Annotated in this window: 24 protein-coding genes; 9 read left to right on the top strand and 15 right to left on the bottom strand. The window is 32.4% G+C overall.

The features are described from left to right. Positions 1–39: 39 nt before the first annotated feature. Entirely contained in the window at positions 40–1,710 is a 1,671-nt protein-coding gene (pafA, locus tag KKQ79_RS00875) for an alkaline phosphatase PafA (protein WP_213188557.1), read from the bottom strand. Positions 1,711–1,850: 140 nt separating this feature from the next. Next, on the bottom strand, positions 1,851–2,777 hold the full coding sequence (locus KKQ79_RS00870; protein WP_213188556.1) for a malate dehydrogenase: 927 nt from the start codon (positions 2,775–2,777) through the stop codon (positions 1,851–1,853). A gap of 191 nt (positions 2,778–2,968) precedes the next feature. On the opposite strand from KKQ79_RS00870, the gene epsC reads away from it, so the two are divergent. Both epsC and cysK read left to right on the top strand, forming a co-directional pair. Continuing rightward, positions 2,969–3,793: a serine O-acetyltransferase EpsC gene (gene epsC / locus KKQ79_RS00865; RefSeq protein ID WP_213188555.1), complete on the top strand. Its 825-nt coding sequence runs from the start codon at positions 2,969–2,971 to the stop codon at positions 3,791–3,793. 203 nt (positions 3,794–3,996) lie between these two features. After that, the gene (gene cysK / locus KKQ79_RS00860) at positions 3,997–4,932 is read left to right on the top strand and encodes a cysteine synthase A (protein WP_069798709.1); all 936 of its coding nucleotides are present in this window, start codon (positions 3,997–3,999) and stop codon (positions 4,930–4,932) included. Between the two features lie 497 nt (positions 4,933–5,429). Here cysK and KKQ79_RS00855 read toward each other — a convergent pair whose 3' ends face one another. From KKQ79_RS00855 to KKQ79_RS00800, 12 genes are all read right to left on the bottom strand, one after another. Then, entirely contained in the window at positions 5,430–6,485 is a 1,056-nt protein-coding gene (locus KKQ79_RS00855) for a nucleoid-associated protein (protein WP_213188554.1), read from the bottom strand. A 176-nt stretch (positions 6,486–6,661) separates the two neighbouring features. Next, positions 6,662–6,940: a hypothetical protein gene (locus KKQ79_RS00850; protein WP_213188553.1), complete on the bottom strand. Its 279-nt coding sequence runs from the start codon at positions 6,938–6,940 to the stop codon at positions 6,662–6,664. Between the two features lie 278 nt (positions 6,941–7,218). Then, positions 7,219–7,923 (bottom strand): hypothetical protein, encoded by a 705-nt coding sequence (locus tag KKQ79_RS00845; protein WP_213188552.1) that lies wholly within the window; start codon positions 7,921–7,923, stop codon positions 7,219–7,221. A gap of 395 nt (positions 7,924–8,318) precedes the next feature. Continuing rightward, on the bottom strand, positions 8,319–9,794 hold the full coding sequence (locus tag KKQ79_RS00840; RefSeq protein ID WP_213188551.1) for a DUF2779 domain-containing protein: 1,476 nt from the start codon (positions 9,792–9,794) through the stop codon (positions 8,319–8,321). Between the two features lie 42 nt (positions 9,795–9,836). Next, complete coding sequence (locus tag KKQ79_RS00835) at positions 9,837–10,754, bottom strand: helix-turn-helix transcriptional regulator (protein ID WP_069798717.1); 918 nt, start codon at positions 10,752–10,754, stop codon at positions 9,837–9,839. Between the two features lie 31 nt (positions 10,755–10,785). After that, on the bottom strand, positions 10,786–11,589 hold the full coding sequence (locus KKQ79_RS00830) for a hypothetical protein (RefSeq protein ID WP_213188550.1): 804 nt from the start codon (positions 11,587–11,589) through the stop codon (positions 10,786–10,788). Between the two features lie 127 nt (positions 11,590–11,716). Beyond that, a complete protein-coding gene (locus KKQ79_RS00825; protein ID WP_213188549.1) occupies positions 11,717–11,938 on the bottom strand; it encodes a hypothetical protein in 222 nt (73 codons plus the stop codon). Positions 11,939–11,958: 20 nt separating this feature from the next. Beyond that, complete coding sequence (locus KKQ79_RS00820) at positions 11,959–12,189, bottom strand: hypothetical protein (RefSeq protein ID WP_213188548.1); 231 nt, start codon at positions 12,187–12,189, stop codon at positions 11,959–11,961. A gap of 367 nt (positions 12,190–12,556) precedes the next feature. Further along, complete coding sequence (locus KKQ79_RS00815) at positions 12,557–13,498, bottom strand: HipA domain-containing protein (protein WP_165135960.1); 942 nt, start codon at positions 13,496–13,498, stop codon at positions 12,557–12,559. Beyond that, positions 13,491–13,826: a HipA N-terminal domain-containing protein gene (locus KKQ79_RS00810; protein WP_165135963.1), complete on the bottom strand. Its 336-nt coding sequence runs from the start codon at positions 13,824–13,826 to the stop codon at positions 13,491–13,493. Before KKQ79_RS00810 ends, KKQ79_RS00815 begins: the two co-directional genes overlap by 8 nt. Beyond that, a complete protein-coding gene (locus KKQ79_RS00805; RefSeq protein WP_078703592.1) occupies positions 13,823–14,035 on the bottom strand; it encodes a helix-turn-helix domain-containing protein in 213 nt (70 codons plus the stop codon). The genes KKQ79_RS00810 and KKQ79_RS00805 overlap by 4 nt, the downstream gene beginning before the upstream one ends. 771 nt (positions 14,036–14,806) lie before the next feature. Continuing rightward, a complete protein-coding gene (locus KKQ79_RS00800; RefSeq protein ID WP_250131160.1) occupies positions 14,807–15,856 on the bottom strand; it encodes an ATP-binding protein in 1,050 nt (349 codons plus the stop codon). 740 nt (positions 15,857–16,596) lie between these two features. On the opposite strand from KKQ79_RS00800, the gene KKQ79_RS00795 reads away from it, so the two are divergent. Together KKQ79_RS00795 and KKQ79_RS00790 are read left to right on the top strand one after the other, a co-directional pair. Beyond that, the gene (locus KKQ79_RS00795; protein WP_165135966.1) at positions 16,597–17,145 is read left to right on the top strand and encodes a hypothetical protein; all 549 of its coding nucleotides are present in this window, start codon (positions 16,597–16,599) and stop codon (positions 17,143–17,145) included. Positions 17,146–17,855: 710 nt separating this feature from the next. Further along, entirely contained in the window at positions 17,856–18,734 is an 879-nt protein-coding gene (locus KKQ79_RS00790) for an IS982 family transposase (protein ID WP_213188547.1), read from the top strand. A 96-nt stretch (positions 18,735–18,830) separates the two neighbouring features. Here KKQ79_RS00790 and KKQ79_RS00785 read toward each other — a convergent pair whose 3' ends face one another. Beyond that, entirely contained in the window at positions 18,831–19,166 is a 336-nt protein-coding gene (locus KKQ79_RS00785) for a winged helix-turn-helix transcriptional regulator (RefSeq protein WP_165135969.1), read from the bottom strand. A gap of 94 nt (positions 19,167–19,260) precedes the next feature. On the opposite strand from KKQ79_RS00785, the gene KKQ79_RS00780 reads away from it, so the two are divergent. The 5 genes from KKQ79_RS00780 (at position 19,261) to KKQ79_RS00760 (ending at position 22,475) form a co-directional block, all read left to right on the top strand. Further along, positions 19,261–19,884, top strand: a complete 624-nt coding sequence (locus tag KKQ79_RS00780) for an FMN-dependent NADH-azoreductase (protein WP_165135972.1) — start codon at positions 19,261–19,263, stop codon at positions 19,882–19,884. Beyond that, positions 19,878–20,696, top strand: a complete 819-nt coding sequence (locus KKQ79_RS00775; RefSeq protein WP_165135975.1) for a DNA alkylation repair protein — start codon at positions 19,878–19,880, stop codon at positions 20,694–20,696. The genes KKQ79_RS00780 and KKQ79_RS00775 overlap by 7 nt, the downstream gene beginning before the upstream one ends. Positions 20,697–20,923: 227 nt before the next feature. Further along, positions 20,924–21,661, top strand: a complete 738-nt coding sequence (locus tag KKQ79_RS00770) for a helix-turn-helix domain-containing protein (RefSeq protein ID WP_165135978.1) — start codon at positions 20,924–20,926, stop codon at positions 21,659–21,661. A 35-nt stretch (positions 21,662–21,696) separates the two neighbouring features. Beyond that, positions 21,697–22,119 (top strand): VOC family protein, encoded by a 423-nt coding sequence (locus tag KKQ79_RS00765; RefSeq protein WP_213188546.1) that lies wholly within the window; start codon positions 21,697–21,699, stop codon positions 22,117–22,119. A 2-nt stretch (positions 22,120–22,121) separates the two neighbouring features. Beyond that, positions 22,122–22,475 carry an MmcQ/YjbR family DNA-binding protein gene (locus KKQ79_RS00760; RefSeq protein WP_165135984.1) on the top strand — a complete coding sequence of 118 codons (354 nt, stop codon included), beginning with the start codon at positions 22,122–22,124 and terminating at the stop codon, positions 22,473–22,475. The last annotated feature ends 569 nt before the right edge of the window (positions 22,476–23,044 follow it).

The raw sequence follows: 23,044 nt of genomic DNA, 5'->3' as shown, positions 1-23,044 counted from the left end.
ATTTCCCGATTTTATAATATAGTAATAGATAAAAATCTATTATTTCTCTAAAACTTCTGTAATAGGATTTCCTATGTTTCCACTTGGATTTTCAACTTTCAGCATTTGAGCTAGAGTTGGTGCAATATCAGTCATGTGATATGGTTTTGCACTTTGTCCGTTTTTAACTTTCCAACCCATGAAAATTAATGGAATGTGAGCGTCGTATGAATTCCAAACACTGTGAGTAGTTCCTTTTTTAGCATAAGTTGGCAACATGCTGTCATGTGTAATAATTTGAATATCACCACTTCTTTGCCAGTTGTAACCATTGATAATTCTGGTTTTAATCGGTTCAGGAATTGCTGTTTCTGCTACTTCTTCTAAATCTACTGCGTACAAAACTCTTTTATCTTTATTCAGCAAACCAAGAATCGTTTTCTTTACCTCATCTGTTTCTAATCCTTTTTCCTTGATGACATTTTGGTTAAGATAAACTTGGTAATTATCAATTCCTAAAATCAATTTACTCCCAGCATATTTTTTTTCAAGTTCATCATTAAGTGTTTTTTCTAAACCTTCGCCAAAGAAACCTGTTGCCATTTTATTGGCTTGCATATAACCTTCTGAATGCGCAGCACCGTGATCTGCAGACAAGAATACCAAATAGTTTCCTTTTCCTACTTTTTTATCTAATTGCTGGAAAAACGCTTCTAAATCTTGATCTAATCTTAAATAAGTATCTTCTATTTCTATAGAATTTGGACCAAAAGCATGACCTACATAATCTGTAGAAGCAATATTAATCGTTAAGAAATCTGTAATTTGGTCTTCACCCATTCCGTAACCATTGATAGAAGCTTCTGCCATTTTAAGGGTTAAAGAATTCCCAAAAGGCGTTGTTCTAATCACTCCTTTTTTAGCATCGTAATCTTTTGCTAAATTTTCATAAGGAAAAGTAGGCGTTTTAGCACTTCCTAAAAGGCTTTCCCAAGATACATTATCCTCTGTACTTTCGAAATATTCTGAAATAGGAAGTAATGTTTTCCAGCCATTTGCAACTAGTTTTTTACCGTTTTCTTCTTTGTTAAATTCATTCAACCACTGTGGTAATTCTTTCAAATAATAATCAGAAGTAATGAAATTCCCTGTAGTTTCATCAAACCAAAAAGCCGCAGTAGGATTATGACCTGCTGGTAAAATAGAAGCTCTATCTTTCAAAGAAACACCAACTACTTTTGAACGGAAATTGGTCGCAATTCCTAACTGGTCTGTAATGGTAGTACTCCAAAGATTTCTAGGAGAATGCTGACCTATTTTTTTAGCTTCTGTTCCTACAGCATTTACCGTTTCATCTGTGGTACAGTAAACATTTTTGCCAGTTTCTTTATCGGTCCAGTCGTTTCCAGCAATTCCATGAATCGATGGAACAGAACCTGTATAAATAGAAGTATGACCTAATGCAGTAACCGTAGGAATATAATCAATCATCACATTATTAAAACTGTAGCCTTCATTTAATAATCTTTTGAAACCACCGTTTCCGTATTTTGCTTGATATTTATATAAGAAATCCCAACGCATCTGGTCAACTACAATTCCTACTACTAATTTAGGTTTTTGTATAGCTTCTTGTGAAGGTTTTACATGCTTATTCGCATCAGATTTTTGCGCATAGCCACTTCCAACAGATAAAATTGCAATGGCAAGTATTGTAATTTTTTTTAACATAGAATTTAATTTTGGTTGAGTATGGCAAATTTATTGGTTTTGTTTCGGAGGTGCGTCACAAATAGTTTTAAATAATGTTAAAGAAAACAAAAAAACGCACCAAAAATGATGCGTTTTTATTTATTTCAAAAAAAGATTTTTTAGAATTTTAAATCTCCATTTACTTCTCTTACCGCTGCTGCTGCAGTTGCAAATTTTTCTTTTTCTGCTTCAGTTAATTCAATTTCTACTATTTTTTCTACTCCATTTTTCCCGATAATCGCAGGAACACCTAAACAAATGTCAGATTGTCCATATTCTCCGTCTAACATAAGTGAACAAGGAATCATTTTCTTTTGGTCACAAGCAATTGCCTGAACCATTACAGAAACTGCTGCACCTGGTGCATACCAGGCTGAAGTTCCTAATAATTTAGTTAATGTAGCCCCACCTACTTTAGTTTCTTCTACTACATACGCTTGTTGTTCTTCAGACAAGAAAGAAGTTACAGGAACACCATTTCTAGTTGCTTTAGACAATAAAGGAAGCATACCAGTATCTGAGTGTGCTGCAATTACCATTCCGTCTACATCAGAAATTGGAGCTTCTAAAGCTTCTGCTAATCTGTATTTGAATCTTGCAGAATCTAGAGCTCCTCCCATTCCAATGATTTTATGTTTTGGTAAACCAGAAGTTTTGTGAACTAGGTAAGCCATAGTATCCATTGGGTTAGAAACCACGATAATGGTTACATTAGGAGAATGTTTTACTAAGTTAGCCGTTACATCTTTTACAATTCCTGCATTGATACCGATTAACTCTTCTCTAGTCATTCCTGGTTTTCTAGGAATACCAGAAGTGATTACCGCTACATCTGAACCAGCAGTTTTACTATAATCACCAGTTGTTCCCGTAATTTTAGTATCAAAACCATTCAAAGAAGCAGTTTGCATTAAATCCATTGCTTTACCTTCAGCAAAACCTTCTTTAATATCTACTAAAACTACTTCTGAACAGAAGTTTTTCATAGCAATATATTCTGCGCAAGATGCACCTACAGCTCCTGCTCCAACTACAGTTACTTTCATTTTTTTTATTTTTTTTAAAGTTTAAAATTAAGTTGCTCAAATTTAGTGATTATTTGAGGATTAGACAATTTTCTTGATATGAATTACATCCTAATTTTAAAATTTTTCAATCGTGTAAATAGATGTAAAAATTACCATAAATCAAGGACAAAAACAGAGACATTGCTTACCTTTGTTTTAAATTTTGAAGGATGGAAAATTTTTTGAAGCATTTACAAGACGGATATTCTAACAGAAAATATGATTTAGATAAAAAGAAAATTGAAACCTTTATCGATGATTTTTTTAGATTCGTGTTTTTTCTAGAACTTCAAAGATGTGCTTCAGAAGATGAAATCGCCAAGCGTTTACAGCAATTTAAAATAGATTTTATCAAGATTCTTTATTCTGTTTTTGATGACAAAGAAAAAGCCACAGCATGTGGAGAGTATTTTTTCACCAAATTCCCAGAAATTTATAAAACTTTAGAAAAAGACGCTGCTTTTGCCTTAGAAAATGACCCTGCTGCAACCTCTGTAGAAGAAGTCACTTTTTCTTATCCCGGTTTTTATGCGATTGCAATTTACAGATTGGCACACGAATTACAATTGGAAAAAATTCCGTTGATTCCTAGAATCTGGACAGAGTTAGCGCACAGCAAAACAGGAATAGACATTCATCCTGGTGCTACCATTGGTTCGCCATTCTTCATCGATCATGGTACGGGAATTGTAATAGGTGAAACCTCAGAAATTGGAAATGGTGTCAAAATTTATCAAGGAGTCACCTTGGGAGCGCTTTCTGTTTCAAAAGAAATTGCCAATACCAAAAGACATCCTACCATAGAAAACGGTGTAGTTATTTATGCGAATGCTACCATTTTAGGAGGAGAAACCGTGATTGGAGAGAACAGCATCATCGGTGGAAACGTTTGGATTACAGACAGCCTACCGAAAAATTCGGTAGTTTTTCACAAAGGTCAAGTGACGGTGAGAAATAAATTTCCGGGAGATGAACCGATAAATTATTTTATATAATTGAGTTCTTTTGTCTTGAAACAAAAGAACCAAAAGTTCAAGACTCTGATTTCTCGGTTAAAATTTCTTATCAATTCTAAAATCCCTGAAACTCGCTTCGCTCAGACAACAGGAATTTTTTAACGAATTGATTTCAAAATTTTTTAACACCTCCGAAATCAATGTCAAAATAATTAATAATTATAAATTAAAATTTTAAAAATATGAAAGTTAATAATGTACTAGAAGTGATTGGCAACACTCCATTGGTAAAATTAAATAAGATTTTCGGGAGTGATGTAGAAGTGTGGATGAAATTAGAACGCCAAAATCCTGGTGGAAGCATCAAAGACAGAATTGCTCTTGCGATGATAGAAACGGCGGAAAAAGAAGGAAAAATTAATAAAGACACCTTGATTATAGAACCTACATCGGGAAACACAGGTGTTGGTTTAGCAATGGTTTGCGCAGTAAAAGGTTATAAATTAGTTTTGGTAATGCCAGAATCTATGTCTGTGGAACGCAGAAAACTCATGTCTGCTTATGGCGCTGAATTTGTCTTAACTCCTAGAGAATTGGGAACCAATGGTGCGGTGAAAAAAGCTTACGAATTGGCTTCTACGATTGAAAATTCATGGATTCCACAGCAATTTGAAAACGATGCGAATCCAGAAATTCATAAAAATACCACTGCTCAAGAAATTTTGGCAGATTTCCCTGAGGGATTTGACTATGTGATTACAGGTGTAGGAACTGGTGGTCATATTACGGGCGTAACCGAAGTTTTGAAAGAAAAATTCCCGAACCTGAAAAGTTATGCCGTAGAACCTACAGATTCTCCCGTTTTAAGCGGTGGAAATCCTGGTCCGCATCCTTTGCAAGGAATTGGAGCTGGTTTTGTACCAAAAGTTTTGAATTCTGAAATTCTAGATGGTGTGATTCAAGTAGAAAAAGCAGAAGCTTTTGATTTTGCTAGAAAATTAGCGGCTCAAGAAGGAATTTTAGCAGGAATTTCTACTGGTGCTTCTCTTGCTGCAATTGCGAAGAAATTACCAGAATTACCAAAAGGCGCTAAAGTTTTGACCTTTAATTATGACACTGGTGAAAGATATTGGTCTGTTCCAGATTTGTTCCAAGAAAATGAATCTGAATTGAAATAAATTGAAAACGCTCCAAAAATTTGGAGCGTTTTTTTGTTTCTCACTGATTTTGCAGATTAAGCCGATGTTTTTTAAAATTAATTAACCGCAAAAGAGACAAAAGAAAAAATTGAAAATAAGAAATTCAAAAGAACAAAAAAGTAAATTTTTGTCCTTGATTTTTTTTCTTTCACTGATTTTGCAGATTAAGCCGATGTTTTTTAAAATTAATTAACCGCAAAAGAGACAAAAGAAAAAATTGAAAATAAGAAGTTCAAAAGGACAAAAAGTAAATTTTTGTCCTTGATTTTTTTTCTTTCGCTGATTGTGCAGATTAAGCCGATGTTTTTTAAAATTAATTAACCGCAAAAGAGACAAAAGAAAAGATTGAAAATAAGAAATTCAAAAGGACAAAAAAGTAAATTTTTGTCCTTTATTTTTTAAACTCTAGCTTATTATACTGATGAATATTTTTTTTTAAAATCTGCTAAATTTGCTAAATCAGCGAGATATTTTTTTTAGTTCTCTTCTTCGAAATAGAGCATATAATATTTTCCGTTTTCATCTTGTCCTTGCTGGATGAGTTTTCGGTCACCGTGAATGTAAATATGGAAGTTTTTGTCTAGTTTGATGACGCTTTTAAAAATTCTAGCGTTTTTCTTAACTGCCGCATCATTGATGGCAAATTCATCTGACAAAGCATAATCTCTTTCGTCTTCGTATTGGGTTTTGAAGGCATTGAAACTTTGGATGACTTCTTGGTCTCCCAAAACTTCTCCCGTGAATTCTTCCATCTTAAATTCTTCTTTTTCTTTGAAAAAACTCAGCGATTTGTTCAAGAAATCTGCTTGGTCTGCTTTGGTGATTTCAAATTCCTTCGGAAGTTGTTTCGTGATGTATTCTTTGTAAAGCGTAAGCGTTTCTTGCGTCTCGAAATATTCGTCTTGACGCTGACGAACCTGTAAGAAATCGTCCATCCAATAACTGGTTTCGGCTCTACTCGTTCCATCAATAATAGACATGAGATAGCCTTGTTCTTTGTTGGTATTATAAATTAAGCAACCTTTGTCTACTTTATTCAAATTGATTCCTTGTAAGGTTTCTAACTCAAACACTTCGACTCCGCTCAGTGTGACATCGTTTTTGGTAGAAACTTTCAGGAAAGTGTCTTTGTTTTCGGATTTAAAAAGTCCCACTGCGTCATATCTTTCTCCTTTTACGATGCAATCTTTGAAAAAGCAAACGTAGAATTCTCCACCTTTGGTTCTAGGATTGGTAGAATGTTCGTAAAGCAGTTTTGCCAATTTTTTGGATTGGTTTTCTAGCAATTCTGGTTGTTCAAAAATCTCTGAAACGTAAGTAAACACTTCGTTGTTCTCAATATTAGAACTATGGAAAAACTCGAAAAAGATTTCGGGTTTAAAATTTTTAAGGAAATAATCTTTGAGCAATGCTTTCATCTCATCTGTGATGAAAACTTCTGAATCTGTGGTTACCAAAGCTTCTTGATGCGTTTGGTTTCCTACGTAATTGATGCAAAGATGTTCTAGTGTGGTTTCTTCTGTGAAAATCATGCTGCGAAAATAGGGAAAATAAAAAAAGAAAAAAACTCGTTCTAAGAATATTGAATTCGCTTCTTAATAACTGTCATTAAAACTCATAATCTTTTTCTTTTGAGAGGTTTGCCAAAAATCCCTATCATTATAGTAATCAGAAAAAGCATAAGGTAGTTCTTCCTCATTTAATTCAGCTAACATATAAGAAAACCACATGGTATATTTTTTATTTTCTCCTTTACATAATTGTAAAAAACCAAAAATTCTCTTTCAAAAAGATCGGCTAATTCTACATTAGATTCTGTTATTTCTTCTTTTTCAATTTTAAAATGACACTCTAACCACTTAAATGCTGATTCTCTTTGACTCCAATCTGCATTAAATAGTTCTAAACGCCAACTTGCTCCAGAAGGAGATAAAGAAGGAATTGCTTTAAGGCTTTCGTATCCTCTTTTATGTAACTCTTCAATCATAAAAAGAAGTTTTTGCAGGTTAAGCATGGAGGTAGTTTTAAGACATAGCAGTTTGATTAAAAAAACATAAATGAATATCAAAATAATGAAAATCTATATTTCCTCCCTTAAGGAAAACCGTAAAAAAAGGTATTTTTTAGCAGTTTTCTTTGAGTCAAGTTCTACTCAAGTTTTAGGTTTGTTCGTGGTTTGTTCGTAATTTATGGTACTTTTCCGAGGCTGATTCGAAGGAAACACGAACAAACCACGAACAAACCCCATAGAAAACCCGAATTTGACTAGTAGTTGATTGCAGACCATTCTCTAATTATCTGCGCTGGTTGTAACGAGATAAAATATTTATCCGAAGGCAAAACGCAGCAAATTTCTTCCCATTCGTCTTTTAGAATAATGCTATTGCCCGAAATTTCTAGGTACCCCAAAAACTCGAAGGTATTTCTAGAGTTAATGAGTTCTGTATTTTTCAGATAATAAGGTTGCTCTTCAGTCCACATTTCATACGTTCCTTTCAATTGATATTTTTTATCAATTTCTTGGTCTTCCTCAAAATAGCGCTCTATAAATTCATGTTCGGTTACCTTTACCAAACTGCTGATTTTCATCCTCTTTAAGCCTTTTTTTTCAGGAATTTCTTTACAAATCAAAAAACAATGGAGTTTTTCTTCCAACAGTTCTTGATTTTTCAAAGTCTCTATTTGTTTTTGATTAAGAACTTTTACCAATTCTTCTGTTGCATATTCACTAAAATCCTCATCTATGTAGTTCAAATGCAAATTATACCAAGCATATTTTTGATTGATTCCGTCAAAAGGTTCGTAGAAATTATCAAAAACGTTTGTTTGATTTATGGGTGTCTCATCCTCAAAAATTTCAGCTTCTTGAGTTTTTAGAAAATAATCAAATCCTATTTCTGGATTTTCGGCTCTTTCAATGCTGATGCTTCTGCCTTCTGTAAGGACTTCAAAAACGATTTCTCTTTCCATGATATTGTCTTTTTTTAAATTTTGTACATCAAAGTTAGGTTAGTACTCGGACAGAATGTGACGGTGGAGAAATAATGTGATGATGTGATGATGTGGTGATAGATGTGGAGTTTCTCGCAGATTTTCGCAAATTTCTACCGCTAATTTTCGCTGATATTTGTGAAGAATGATTATATGTTGGATGTTGGATGAAGGAAGTTGGATGATGAATGATGGATATTAAATTTAGGCTAAATCCTCATTCCATAACCATAAAAAACGGACTTACTTCGACTAAACTCAGCATAAATAGCCCGTTCCTATTGATAAAATTAAAAATCTTAAATCTCAATTCTCGACTCTTAACTCTTGAATCTTTTTACTTGATTCTTGGCTCTTGATTTTTGATTCTTTTCTCAAGCTACACTTAATAAAAACTGATAAATCACCACCATTGTATAAGTATCGAGTTCACAATATTTTAGTAAATGAATTGCAAGATCTTCTTCTACAAATTTTTGTTGAAGAATTGATTGATGATAAAGCGAACTGGCGGTTCCTCCTTCTTGAATGACCAAATTTCGATAGGTAAAATCTGGGGCAACCGCTGGTAAAACAGATTTAATAGAAGCAGAATTTTTCATCTCTGGAAAATAACAAAATCCCCCTTGAAAAACCGGCAACAAATCTACTACTCTACTCACTAAATTTTTTAAAAACGGAGCATCTTCGGGAAAGATATTTGCCAATTCATTTAATCTTGCCACTTCAAAACTCTGATTATATGTGACAATATTTCCTTCATTTCCGAAATCTTGTTTGAGTTGCTCTACCAATAATTTCAGTGGATTTTTACCATTAGAAAAATCTTCAGGATGGGCTAAAAATTCTTTGTGCGAAAGTTTGCCATCTTCTTCTAAAATATGCAAGGAATATTGAAACGGAACTTGCTGATAAGGTCTCGTTCCGTCCAGAACAGGAATAGCAGGGAAAACAGTTTCAAAATCAAAGAAATACAGAGGAAACTGCCAAGAAGAAATCATATTCTTAATGGCTTCTTTATTGATGTACTGCTCTTGATTTCTCAGTCCTTTTCTTTGTAAATGTTGAAAATGTGTAAGCGGAAAACCATCTTCTATATCTTCAATTTTCAGAATTCCTTGCTTATATAATTCCCATGCTTTATTGCCACCTCGATATAATTCAAATACAGAATTTTCGGGAATGTCTTTCCAACAATGATGTACGAAATCACAAGCAAAAGGAGACGAACAATGTGCACCGATGGAAATATTGGGTTCCTGTTTATTTTCTAACATTACAAGTAATCTTTCCAAATTTTCTTCTACCCAAGTTTGTTTAGACAAAACTTTATCTGTAATATCTTCCAAATGAAAAAATTCATCTGTTAACTCACCATTTTTAATGTACTGATTGTTAATATGCATCAGAAAAAACTTATCTGGTACATAACCCGCTTCTTTCATCACAAAATATTGCAATGATGCATCGGTAAGATGATAATCTTTGACAGAAGTACTGTTTTTTACTTCTATTGCCCAGATTTCATCATTCATTCGATGTAAAATATCAAGCATACAAAGTGCATTTTTTGCGGTGAAAGTAGCTTCGTAGATGGTTTCTACTTTTTCTGCAATCCATAGTTTGGTTTTTTCAATGGAAGGAGAAAAATCCGAAAAATCTTCTGGAGTGGCATCTTTACCATTAGGAAATCTATTTTGTGCCAAATTTCCTATCTGATGTCCTAGGTCAAAAATTGCTTGAGTCTGCTCATCAGTAGGCAGTTGTAAGTCTTTTCGGTAATAGGAATACCAAAGTTTTTTTTCGCATTGTACGCCAGAAACGAAACGAGATTTAGAAAGTGTTTTCATGGTTATTGGTAAATGTTAGATAATTAGTTTATTTTTTAGCAATTACAAAAAATTCTTGAGCATGATTTCTACTTCTTCTTTCATTTCTTTTTTGAAAGATTCTGGAGCCAGAATTTGCACCCGTTTTCCGTAAGAGAGAATTTCTCTCTGGAAATCATAAGTAGGCACTACAAAAACTTTAAAAACCGTCTCGTTTTCATCTTCAGAAATGATGGTTTGTGAATGATGCAGTGGCAAAGCTTTTACATAATTGGCTTGTTCATTATCAAACTTCAATAGAATTTCTTGAGGCAAAGCTCCGTCTGCACTAATGATACCGAAAGAATTTTTGTACGTTTCTTCTATATTAATTTCTTCTCTTGTAAAACTTGCTGTGGTAATATCTAGGTCCGAAATACGGTCTAAACCAAAGGTTTTCAAGAAAAAAGAACCATCTTTTGATTTGTAATCTGCAGCCAAAAGATACCATCTGTTTTTAAATTCTTTCAACGCATAAGGTGTTACTACTTTGGAAGATTTTTCGTTTTCCCAAAATTTTTGGTAACTGAAGGTGATGACTTTTTTCTGAGTAATGGCATGCACAATTCCGTTTAAATATTCAAAACCTCTGGCTCTTCTTGGCTCGAAGAACATGACGTCTGTTTTATCTTGCGTTTCACGATAGGCTTGTACCAAAAGCAATTGGTCAAAAACACTTTCCTGAGAAAGTTCTAGTTCTTCTTGCTCTATAAAATGTACATTTCGCTTTCTAGAAAATGAAATCTGTATCCCAAAAACATCTGCAATGGCAACTTTGTCTCGCTGAAAAGTGCGTTCTGTAAATTTAAGCGTGAGACCTTTTTCTTGAAATTTATCTTCTAAAAAATCAGAAATTTCTTCGTAAGATGCGCCTCTATCTTTTCTTCTTCTTAATAATTGTTCTATTAAAACTAAGCGAAGCATTTGTTCATTTTTGGCCATGAGATTTGGTTTTTAGGTTCATTATTTTTTTCTATGAACCAAAGCTAAGCAAACAGAACGTCAATTTAAGTCGTTTTAATACAAATTGTGATTTTTTTTCTTCCACGAGTTTATCATTCAAGAAACACTTCTTATTGACTTCTGTATAACTATCGGTTAGAAATCTATATTGAAATAATTGACTGTTAAATCCTTTTTCGTCATCAAATTCTTGGAGTAACAATTTCCCTTCTTCATCGAAATTTTTAAACGCTTTTCTTTTTTTAACTCCTAGAAAATAAAAATCACAATCAAATGAATGAGAAAATCGTCTTTCGGAATAGACACAGTCATTGATTTTCAAAATTTGAGCTTTTACATTCTGTTTTTTATCTGTGATGATGATTTCTTCAAAATCATTTTCTTTTTTGATAAAAGAAGTCTTCAACCAACCATCGGGAAGCTGACCTTTCCAAAAATATTTATAAAAACACAACTGACCTTTTTCCTCTAATGTAAAATGATGAAAGTTTTGTTCATAGAAAATACTGTTTTGGAAAAATAGAGATTTTGGTCTTTTATACGAATCACAATTTGTCACTTTTCCTTTTTCATCAAAGAGGGTAATGGTGTAATCTTCCGTTTCGTTTTCTATTTTATTGGATTCAAAAAAATAAAAAATATTTCCATTTTCAAATCGTTTTTCTTTGACGATTTTTTGGTTTCCATCTAGCCAAACCTCCCGAAAATCATCCTTATAATAGATTAAACATTGCGAAATTTCTAGTACTTCATCTATCTGAAAATCTGGCTCATATTCTAAAATATCTAAGTGATGATAGTTGAAAAATTTCATGGTATTGGATTTTTTTAATTTTAATGAAATCAATATTTCTTGGCAAAGAAAAAGCCTTACTCAGACAAAGTAAGACTTGGAGAAAAATTTTTTTTATGAACAATAATTTTAATTAGCGTTTAATTTTTCATTCCAATTTCTCTATTTTAAAATTGTGAAGATTTACAGAAAGCGGATTGCAAACTGTATCATATTTTTCTTCCACTGCAGCCGCTATTTTCATTCTATCTTCTAATAAAAGTAGAGGATTATTCTGCGCAATGCACTTTACTTCCACTACCCAATTCTTCTGAAGAATCGTAGAAAAAGTATTCAAATCTCTTATCGTAGTGAATCGATATTGTGGCATATTTTGAATAAAAACATTTCTTAAACTCTGAAATTGACCCAATTTCCCGAAAGTGGATTCAGTGAATCATAAAAACCATTATCGGTAAAAATTACCATCAGATTTTTAGAACTCAACAAATAATGAATGGTAGCTTCGAAACTTTTAAATGAAGTAAAGTTCTTTGCAGTAGTTCTCTTAATCAATAATTCTTTTCTGTTTTCTGGATTAATCTTAAACGTAAATCCGTTAAATTCTACAATTTGTGCCATAACTTTTTTTTAACAAAGAAAGCCTGAAGAAAAGTCAAAAGAAGTCGTTTGAAAATTCATGGCGTTTAATTTTAATAAAACTTCACAAAAAAAATCCCAACCATTACTGATTGGGATTTGATATTAATATTTATCGTGATTTACTTCACTTCTTCAAAAATAACGATATATGATAATCAATTAGTTATGATTTTACGGTACAAATAAGGTACAGATAAAAGATCGTGAACATTGTCTTCTTTTTTATTCTTTTTGCCGTTTTCTTTAATTTATTAATTTTTGAAAAATAATTCATAAATATCAAAATTAAAGATTAACGCGTATTATTTCATACATTAAATTTGTCGGTGAAAAAAAATATAATTTTTTATTGAAAGATTAGCAATCTATTTTGGAGCAGTTTGATGTATTTTTCTTGATGTTCTTTACTTAAATAGGATTGATGAATGAGTGATAACATTTTCTTCTCTGATTTTAGAAAACGTTTAAAAGTATTCTCCACTTGTTTTTGGTTTAATCCTAATTTTAATCCTAAATTAATAAAATCGCTTTTGGAAAGTTTTTTCTTTTTTCCACCAATAGTTAATGCTGATTCTTCTTTATCTTCAGGTAAATGAAGTTGAACGTTGAGCAAATCGTAAGCAGGAGATATTTCCCAATTTTCACCATTTAATATGAGCGAAAAATTTTTGAGATGCATATCATTATTTCCTGTAATGTAACAGAAAATTACTATTTCATAAAACCTCATTAAATCTAATAAAGTGTTTGCAGAATGCTCTTTAATCGCTTTTCCAACCTTCTCTACTGAACCACGATATTTATCAAATGCTTCTAAGATTTGAAACATATCCAGCATATGAATTTTGTTTCCATTATCGTCTCTGTCAATTCGTTTTGTAATGTAGGATAATTCGCCAGATTTTAAACGAATGAGTGAGGACATCACGGTAGTAATACCGCATATTTCAGCCATTTTCATCGTCAGATGTTCATTTTCGGGCATCTCCGAAAAAGTGGAATTTTGCGGTTTTAAAATATAGTTACCTCCCAAAGCACCAACAACCGTTAATCTACCTCTGTTTGCATCCTTTAGAACATCTTTAATGAAGCCCATCGATAATTTTGGCTGAACTCCTGGAACTGCAACGGAAGTTTCAATGACTTGTTTTGCCAAAATTTCCATTTCCTGCAACGTATAATCTAAAATTGGAGGATTAGTTGTCCCAAAGAATTTCTGACTGCAATGCGGATGAAAATCCTCTTCGCCCATTACTTCTTGATAGCAATATAGACATTTTTTACCCATCACTTTTCACAATTAAAGGTTCTACACTTACTGCACCAATGCAATTTTTGCAACACGCCAAAAGCAATCCCATTCTGTCGTTTTTGTTGATTTTCCAACTTTCGGAGGCAATTTCCAAAAGCCAACCTTCTGGAATTAATCCTTCAAAAAAAGGGAACAACCTATTTTCTCTATATAATTTCTCGGAAACAGGCATTGAAAAGGTAATGAATTGATACGGAAATTTTTGAATATAATCATTATCATATTCAAAGGTGTAATCTCCATCGTTGGTTTCCGTAACGACTCCTGCAAAATGATTTTGATAAAAAACTTTTCCCTGTCTCATTTTTCAATTTCTTTTAAATTGGCAGGAACAAGTTTACTCCCAAACATCAGAAGTACCTGATTTACTTTTGACAAGCTGAGATTTTCTTTTCCCTGTTCTATTTTCCGAACCACAGTTAATGCAACACCAGCTCTTTCCGCAAATTCTTGTTGGGTAAGATTGGCTTCTTTCCTTTTTGTCTTTATAAAATTGGCTAGGTTAACGTACATAATTATATGCTTTTGCAATTATTTTATGCAAATATATTAAATTATATGCAAAAACGTATAAAATAATTAAATTTGCAATAATTATATGCAATTAGATATATAAATTTAGTATTAAATACATTGTCTAATAAATAAAGACTTTATGCTATTAAACCCTTCGGATAACTTGTCTGAAGTTAATAATATTTTAAAATGAGCTGTTTTTAACCCCTATTATATTGTGCATTAAAATCACTGTTTAAATGTCTTGCTAAATCTTTTGAAACTTTACCATCGCAAACCAATACTTCATTCTTCAATTCTGATTTGAATCGTTTCTCAAGATGATGAATTGTATCTACATATTCTGAAAACAGAATAATTTTTCTGTTCGGCTCATTAGCTAGAAGGCGTTTTATTTTTTTATAATTTCTTCCTGCTTAGGATCATTCTCTACTAATTTTAAGTCTTTCAGTCGCTTTTGAATATCTTTAAATAATTGAATATCCGAATCTATATCATCTAAAAACTCTTGTTGCCTATGAAAAGTATCAACATTATAAACTTCATTGTTTTTAGGAGTTTTTCGTTTGAGTGCCTAAATAATTACAAAGGTGTAACCCCACTAACAATTTTATTTTTTATTGAGGATTTTTTTGAAGACTTAAGTAGATATCTGACCATCCTGAAAAATAAAAATAACCTACCAGAAATTTCAGCTTATCACTAATGGAAATCAAATTATTCAATCTTCCTTTTAGTGTTTTTTGTTGTTTATTATTGGTAATAAAATTATTCGACATTGTATTTAGTGATAAAGTAATTGATATATTGTTTTAAATACGTCCCTAAATAGTAAGGCAAATTCATTAACAAGTAAGGTTTCCCTTCTGGTGTAACAGTTTCTTCAATGTTGAATTTCCCTCCATACATTCTGACTGCGAATTGATGAGGGGCTTGATTCACAAATTGATGCAAGGATTTCAAACTTCCCGTTTTCCCCGATTTAATTTCAATAGGAATCAAGAATTTCCCGTGAGCAATGAGCAAATCAACCTCTGCTGACGATTGCGTTTTGTCCCGAACCCAAAAGTTGGTCTTTTTGTAATCCGTAGTATTCAAAGACAAAACTTCCTGATTGATAATATGAGGGATAATCGCTCCTTTGTATGCTTCGTTAAGGTCTTTCATTAGCAACAAATCGGCTTGAATATTCTGATCAAAATTTAAAATTCCTGTATCCAAAAATTGTAATCGTGGCGATTTTTTATAATCTGGAAGAATTGGCGGCTCTACATTGGTACAAGGATAAATTACCTGAATGACCTTTGCGGCATCTAAATTATTGAATGCCTCGCTCACTTCCCTCGACTTATAATTAGAGTGTCCGAAATTTTGAAATTTAATCCGTTGGTCAACAAATGATGCAGCGGTATTTACGATGTGTTGCATCACATTTTCTTCCGATTTACTATCTGCATATTTTATCACATCATCTTTGTAGGTATTCCAAATACTTTCATAAATCTGTGGAAGGAATAATAAATCTTTATGAGCAACATAGTTGACAACAATTTCGGGCATTCCCCCAATAATACAATAGGTGTGGAATTCTTTCATCAAAAGTTCGTGGGCAATGTCGTCAACGGGAACATTCCGAAATCTTTCTAACAAATTCTTTTTCCCCTGTGCTTCAAGATATTCCTGAAAATTTAAAGGAAACAAATACAGATAATTAATCCTACCTACTGGATAATTTTTAGTTTTCTTTAAGGTATGCTCCAGCAAAGACCCCGCAGCAATGACATTCAATTCTGGCAAGTCCTCATAAAAATACCGCAAAAAAGAAATAGCTTTTTCGGATTCCTGGATTTCATCAATAAAAAGCAGTGTCTAGGGAAAATCTTTTGGAGAGATTTCATTTTTTAATGCAAAAAATTGACCAATTCCTGCACACTATTACTCCGTTCTACGAGATTAGCATCTTCGCTTTTTTCTAAATTAAACTCTATAAAATGGGTATAACTTTCCCCGAAACTACGAACCAAGGTCGTTTTCCTACTTGTCGAGCTCCTCTTAGTATCAACGGTATGGCATTAGAACTCGTTTTCCATTGAACCAACTCATCAAAAAATATGTCGTTTAAAATTCATTCTTATCATAAAACAAACCCAAATTTACTAAATTTTCGTAACAAAACAAGGGTGATTTTTGCACTTCATTTTTGATTTGATTTATATATAAAATGTAAATCGAGCTCCGTTAACAATTTTCTATAATAATTATCCTCAGGAACTAGCATATCTAGACTGAGTTCGTAGAACAGTTGTGATGTAAAGTGTTTTCGTCCTTGCATATTTAAATTTACGAAAATTTCATATCATAAATAACAGTTTTTAACTATATTTGAGTTGTGCAACAGGCACAAGGGTTTTGCAATAGTGGGGCTGAAAGTTAAAGGCTCAACATTTGTGCTACTATTGAGCTTTGGTGCAATCATCAACTAACGTTCTTCGATTGCCCCACCATCGCAAAGCCCCAAACCGTTATCTGCAAAGCAAAAACCATGATTGTCAATTAAAATGAAGGAAGAAAAATTCCAATTTGGTCAGTACTCAAATGAAAATCACACTTATTATGATGAAAATAATGAGGAATATGAATCATTCTTACAACAAACCGCTCCATTAATTGGTTACATTGTGCATGATTTTAATAAACTTGATGAGAGTTTAAACAACGCTATTTGGCAAATAATATCTGATAGAACTGACGAAATAGGAGCATTAATTACTTACAAAATGAATTTTTCCGCAAAAGTTGATTTGTTTAATAGAATAATTAAATCAATGGAAATAGGTTGTGATAATGAAATTCCAATTTTAAATGAATTAATTGAAAAACTTAAGAGATGTGCAACTTTAAGAAATGCTGTAGTACATGCTGAATGGTATAATATGAATGAAAAAGGCTATACTTTTGTAAAACTAAATTTTGAAAAAAATGGTTTGAAACAACATTATTGGCAGTTTACACCAGAGTCTCTTAGAAAAATAGTTGATTTAATTAACGAAACTTACTTTCTATTTGATACTTATTATGAACAAAAAGATGATTTGCTCAGCAGCTAACATATTCTATGTCAAAAAACAAGAAAAATTTTAAATATTTTCAATTGGCAAATTGATGGGTTTTTACATAGGGCGTTTCTCGTTTGATGACTGCAAAAATGCGGCTTACCAGTTTGCATTTTACATTATTTAAGGCTAATAAACTGTGTTTGCCTTCTCCTTTTTTTCGTTCGTAGTATAATTTGAGTTTCCGTTGTTGGCACAAGCATCTTGCCCGTGTCTGCATAACCTATTTTCATTAATCTGTAAAATTTGTATTACTGCTCATCTTTTATTTATTGTAAGCACGAGCGCTAGGGAGACCCTGCTAAGAATGATAAGATAAAAAAAGTGATAACGTTGTTATGTTCTTTTAATCGCAAAGGTTTTATATGCTTTGTATTTAGTTTTTTTAAAAAAAAAATTAACATGTTATAAAGCTAAAAAACAATGGTAAAAACATTCCTTTTGTATTCTTTTATCATAAAAATATGATATTATTATAAATCTCATAAATTAATAGCCATAACACAGCAATTTAACTTCGCATTTTATATAGATTAAAAAACAGAACGAAACATACAACTTACTAATTCTATACAAAATACGAAACCAAAAAAACACAAAAAACATATATAAAACCTGTTGTGCATTTAGGAATTAAGAAAGAAAAAGATTGTCCATTTGATTAAAAAATCGTATATTTAATTGATTACCAAGTCAATAAATACATGAACAATCTCACTCAAAACTACAAAATTATTTTAAAAGAATTGACAAATACCTGTAAACATATAACTACTAACAAGCAAGTCAGAATTCCAAAAATGTCTGATTTGGAACTTGTGGCACTTAATATTACTGCAGAATATATGTCAATTAACTCTGAATTACAGTTATTTAGATGTATTTCGGGAACTGATTTGGACGGAAAAATTGAAAGAAGTGTCTATAATAAAAGAAAGAGAAAACTTTTTCCCTACATTGAAAAAATCAGACAAACTTTAAGCAACAAGTTTGCAGATTTTACCGATGTATTTATTGTCGATTCAACACCAATTGAAATATGCAAAATCAGTAGAGCCAATCGCTCTGCAATCTGCGCAACGGATGAAATTAAACCTTCTTTTGGGTATTGTGCAGCACAGAAGTCAAGATATTTTGGTTATAAACTTCATGCGGTTTGCGACAAGAATGGAATCTTTCATTCTTTCGATTTTTCGCCTGCAAATGTCCATGATGTTAATTACCTTAATGATGTTAAGGAAAATTTTCAGAATTGCTTGTTAATAGGAGATAGAGGATATGTCAGCAAAGAAATTCAGATGGATTTATTCAACTATTCTAGGATAAATCTTTCAGTTCCGATGCGTAAAAACCAACATAATTTTGTAGAGTTTTCAAGAATGAAATCAAAAATAAGAAAGAGGATTGAAACCAATATCTCGCAATTGTGCGGACAGTTCACAATCAACACCAACTTTGCAAAAACATTTCAAGGTTTAGCAACAAGAATAGTATCGAAAATAACTTCTTTTACGATGATTCAATACCTAAATTTCTTCGTACTCAAAAGAAGTTTGAACAAATTAAAAATTAATTTGTGCTAAATGCACAACAGGTATATAAAATAAACACTTACAATAAATAATAAAAATATTTGTGGTTTCACAAAACTTTCGTACATTTACGTGTTGTAGGCAATTTTAACCGCCCGAACCGTCCAAAGATTTTCCCCATTCGTTTAAATCCCAAAGAATTTTTACCAAACCATTTCCTAAATCCGACAACTCATATTCAACACGAGGAGGAAGCTCATTAAAAGAAGTTTTGGTAAGCAATCCATCTTCAACCATTTCAGAAAGTTGTTGATTGAGTACTCTTCGGTCAACATTTTTTATGCCACGCAAAAACTCGCTTGGTCGTTTTTTTCCTTCGTTGATTTGCCAAACGATGGAGATTTTCCATTTTCCATTAATGGCGTTTACTGCTTTTTCCAACGGACACATTTTTTCTTCTATCGTTAAAACCTTTATCCCCATAAAATTGACTTTTTTATCCCCTATTGATTAATTAATGCGGTATTGTGAGAGCGTTTCTACTACTATAAATTTGCTCAAATTCAACTACAAAAATATGAATATTTTAAGAATCGATTCAAGCGTAAGAGTACAAAACTCGAAGTCAAGAGAATTGACGGATTTTTTTCTGAAAGAACTTTCAACAAAACAAAATTTTAACCTAAAAATCTGTGACGTAGGCATTAATCCACCAGCATTTCCAACCGATGAATTCATAAAAGCAAATTACACTTTGCCCGAAAACAGGACGGACGAAATGAAATCAATTTTAGCAAATTCAGATGCGTTGATTGATGAATTGTTTTGGGCGGATAAAATCGTGATTGCTTCGCCAATGTACAATTTTACCATTTCGGCAACATTAAAGGCGTATATCGATAATATCGTAAGAATTGGACGCACATTTTACATAAACGAAAAAAGTGAAATGCAAGGTTTACTCAACGATAAAAAACTATTGGTCATCACTTCCAGAGGTGCAATGTTTTACGGCAAAAATGAAAATTTGGAATCGTTCGATTTTCAAGAAAGCTATCTAAAATCGGTGTTTCTGTTTATGGGAATTTCCGATTCCACTTTTGTAAATACAGAAGCCCAAGACTTTGGAACTACCGAAATGAAAATGATTAACTTTGAACATTCTAAAAATCAATTATCCGAACTTTCTAAAATATGGTAGAACCGCAGATTTTAAACAGAAAAGGAGCTTTAAAGGCAGAGAATATTCCAACCGAAGTTTTGGAATTATTGAATAGCGGAAAAATAGAAACCGTGAATTTAACGGAATGGTTGGCTGTAAATCATATTCAACTCATCAAAACCAATTTTTCGGAATTGGGAATTTCAAATTCAGTCATAGAAAAGGTTTTGGGCGAAATCCAAAAGCAGAAAAAATCTTCAACAATGAACACCATAAAAGTTGTTGGCGAAATGCTTTACAAAGAATTGAAAGACAAAAAAGAGTTTGAAAAAATCTTAGATAGTTTAAGCAATCATCCGTCCGATTCTATTCGTTGTTATGCTCCGTATTTAATTTCGCTGAATGAAAAATTAGAAATTCAAGAAAAGCTAAACCAAGCAAAACCTTTGATTGCCGACACTCATTTTGGTGTTCGGGAAATAGTTTGGATGGCTTTACGCCTCGAAATTGAAAAAAATCTTGAAGTATCGATTGAGTTTCTAACAGATTGGACAAAAAATGAAGATGAAAATATCAGACGATTTACCACCGAAGCAACAAGACCAAGAGGCGTTTGGTGCAAACACATTGACCAACTGAAAGAAACACCTGAAATCGCTTTGCCCATTCTGGAAAACTTAAAATCCGACACTTCAAAATATGTTCAAGACAGCGTTGGGAATTGGCTCAATGATGCAAGTAAATCCCGACCCGATTTCGTAATTGAACTCTGCAAAAAATGGCAAAAAGAATCGCCCACAAAAGAAACAGAAAAAATAATTAAAAGGGCAAAAAGAACGATTGAGAAATAAAAACTGCCTACAACATCGTGTTTGCGAAAGAGCGGGTTAAGTTCAAACCTGAACTTTTGTACTTTTTTCACCGCAAAAACCATTTTTTATTTGCAAAAAAATGTAAATTAGCAAATAAAAAAATGGTTTTGCTAACGTCGGTGCAAAGTTGAAACTTACTGCTTTCTACCCCGCTCCTTCGCAAACACGCGGATCGTTATATGCCATTTTAGAGCAACGTTACGTCAATGAAATACAGAGAAATAGCACCGAAGGGATTTTTGACGAACTTCATTCAAAGTTTTTGGGAATATGAAACTTTTGAAACTGATTTTGAGCATACCATTATTCCAGACGGATATTTTGACTTGATTGCCCAATTTGAAAACAACAAATTGACCCTTGTAAAACTCACAGGGGTTTGGACTAATCCTATTAACGTAAATATTCCAAAATCAACAAAAATATTTGCTGTTCGTTTCAAGCTTTTGGCAACTGAATATTTATTTCAGCAGGAAATAAAATCTATTCTGAACACAACCAAAAATTTACCACAAACATTTTGGAATCTAAACATCTATACAACTGATGAATTTGAAAAATTTGTTTTTGATATTTTTAATCGGTTAGAAAATTCAATCAAACATTTAAAAGAAATCGACAACAGAAAACTCAAACTTTTTGAACTGATTTACAGCAAACAAAACTTATCCGTTGAGCAGCTTTCGGAGAATGTATTTTGGAGCAGTCGCCAAATAAACCGTTATTTCAACCAACAATTTGGATTTTCTTTGAAGTCGTTTTTAAATATTGTTCGTTGCAATTCTTCCTACAAGGATATTTCTAAAGGCAATCTTTTCCCAAGCGAAAATTATTTTGACCAAGCACATTTCATCAAAGAAATCAAAAGATATACAGGAACAACGCCAAGCAAATTATTCAAAAACGAAAACGTCCGATTTTTACAATTAGCAACCAAAGAGTAAGAGTAATTTTGCATCATAAACTAAAAAGATTTATAATGAAGATTACGAAACTCACCCCAAATTTTGAAGTAACAGATGTGAAAAAATCAGTCGCTTATTATACAGAAAACTTCGGTTTTAAATTGATAATGACTGTTCCAGCGACACAAGACGCAATAGAACAAGGCTTTGCTGAAAATAAAGAGTATGTCTATGCAATGATGCAAAAAGACAATGTGGAGATTTTTTTTCAACGCACCGACACATTCAAGGAAGATGTTGTTTTTGCACAAGGTTTGCCAATCGGAGCATCCGTTTCATTTTATATGGACATTGAAGGAATTAAGGAATTTCATCAAGAAATGAAATCGAAAAATCTGAAAGTAACCGAGCTGAAAACAACTTGGTACGGAATGCAGGAATTTTATTTAAAAGACCTTAATGGATATATTCTTGGATTTGCCGAAAAAGCCGAATAAAAATGAACATCGAAGAATTAAGAGCATTCTGTTTGTCGTTGAAAGGTGCGGAAGAATCCTTGCCTTTTGACGACAAAACACTTGTGTTTTCCGTGAAAGGGAAAATGTTTTGTGCAACCGACATCACAACTTTTAAACTTGTAAACGTAAAATGTGACCCAGAAAAAGCGGTTGAATTACGAGAACAATTTGAGGAAGTAAATCCCGGTTATTATATGAACAAAAAACATTGGAACAGCATAAGCACAAACGGAAAAATCACAACAGAACAGTTTAAAAAGTGGATTATCGATTCTTATAATTTAATTGTTGCTGGATTACCAAAAAAAGTCCAAAAAGAGTTGAACGAAGAATAAAAACGGCATATAACATCGGTAACTGTTGCACAACTCCTTTTTTTTAGAAAATAGTTTTCAAAAACATGAAATTTTGACCTCTTTAGAAGCAATTTTAGAGAGGTTTATTTTTAATTAAGATTCAAAATGCGTAAAATTGGAGTGCTTAAAATTAGTTATTAATGTTTGGAAAGACATATTTTATAAAAGCAAAGTTCTTCTCTTGTTTTAGCAAAAACATTGTTGCCCTTCGACTTTGCTTTGGATTCTCTTCTTCGATTTTTAGGATATTTGTTTTTTTTAAGATTCATTCGGTGTTGGAATTTTTTTGTTTTAAACACCCCGTCATTCCTATTTCATAGGAATGCCACCCCTCTGAAAGAGGGGAATTTTGGGGAGTTTTGAATTAAGGTTTTAAGAAATTTGAGAAATTTGAAATTACGTTGAACATTTTTATTATCACGCTCCGAAGTTACAAACTTCGGAGAGCAGGGGATTTTCTAATGTGCAAGGTCTTGCATATTATTTTTATTAAAAAAACATAAAACCGTATTTTATAATCCATTGATTTTATTAAATTTGTATAAAAC

Origin of the sequence: Cloacibacterium caeni, assembly GCF_907163125.1 — a bacterium.
GTDB classification, from domain to species: domain Bacteria; phylum Bacteroidota; class Bacteroidia; order Flavobacteriales; family Weeksellaceae; genus Cloacibacterium; species Cloacibacterium caeni_B.
The sequence above is the reverse complement of the archived record's forward strand: the minus strand, read 5'-3'. Positions and strand labels throughout refer to the sequence as shown.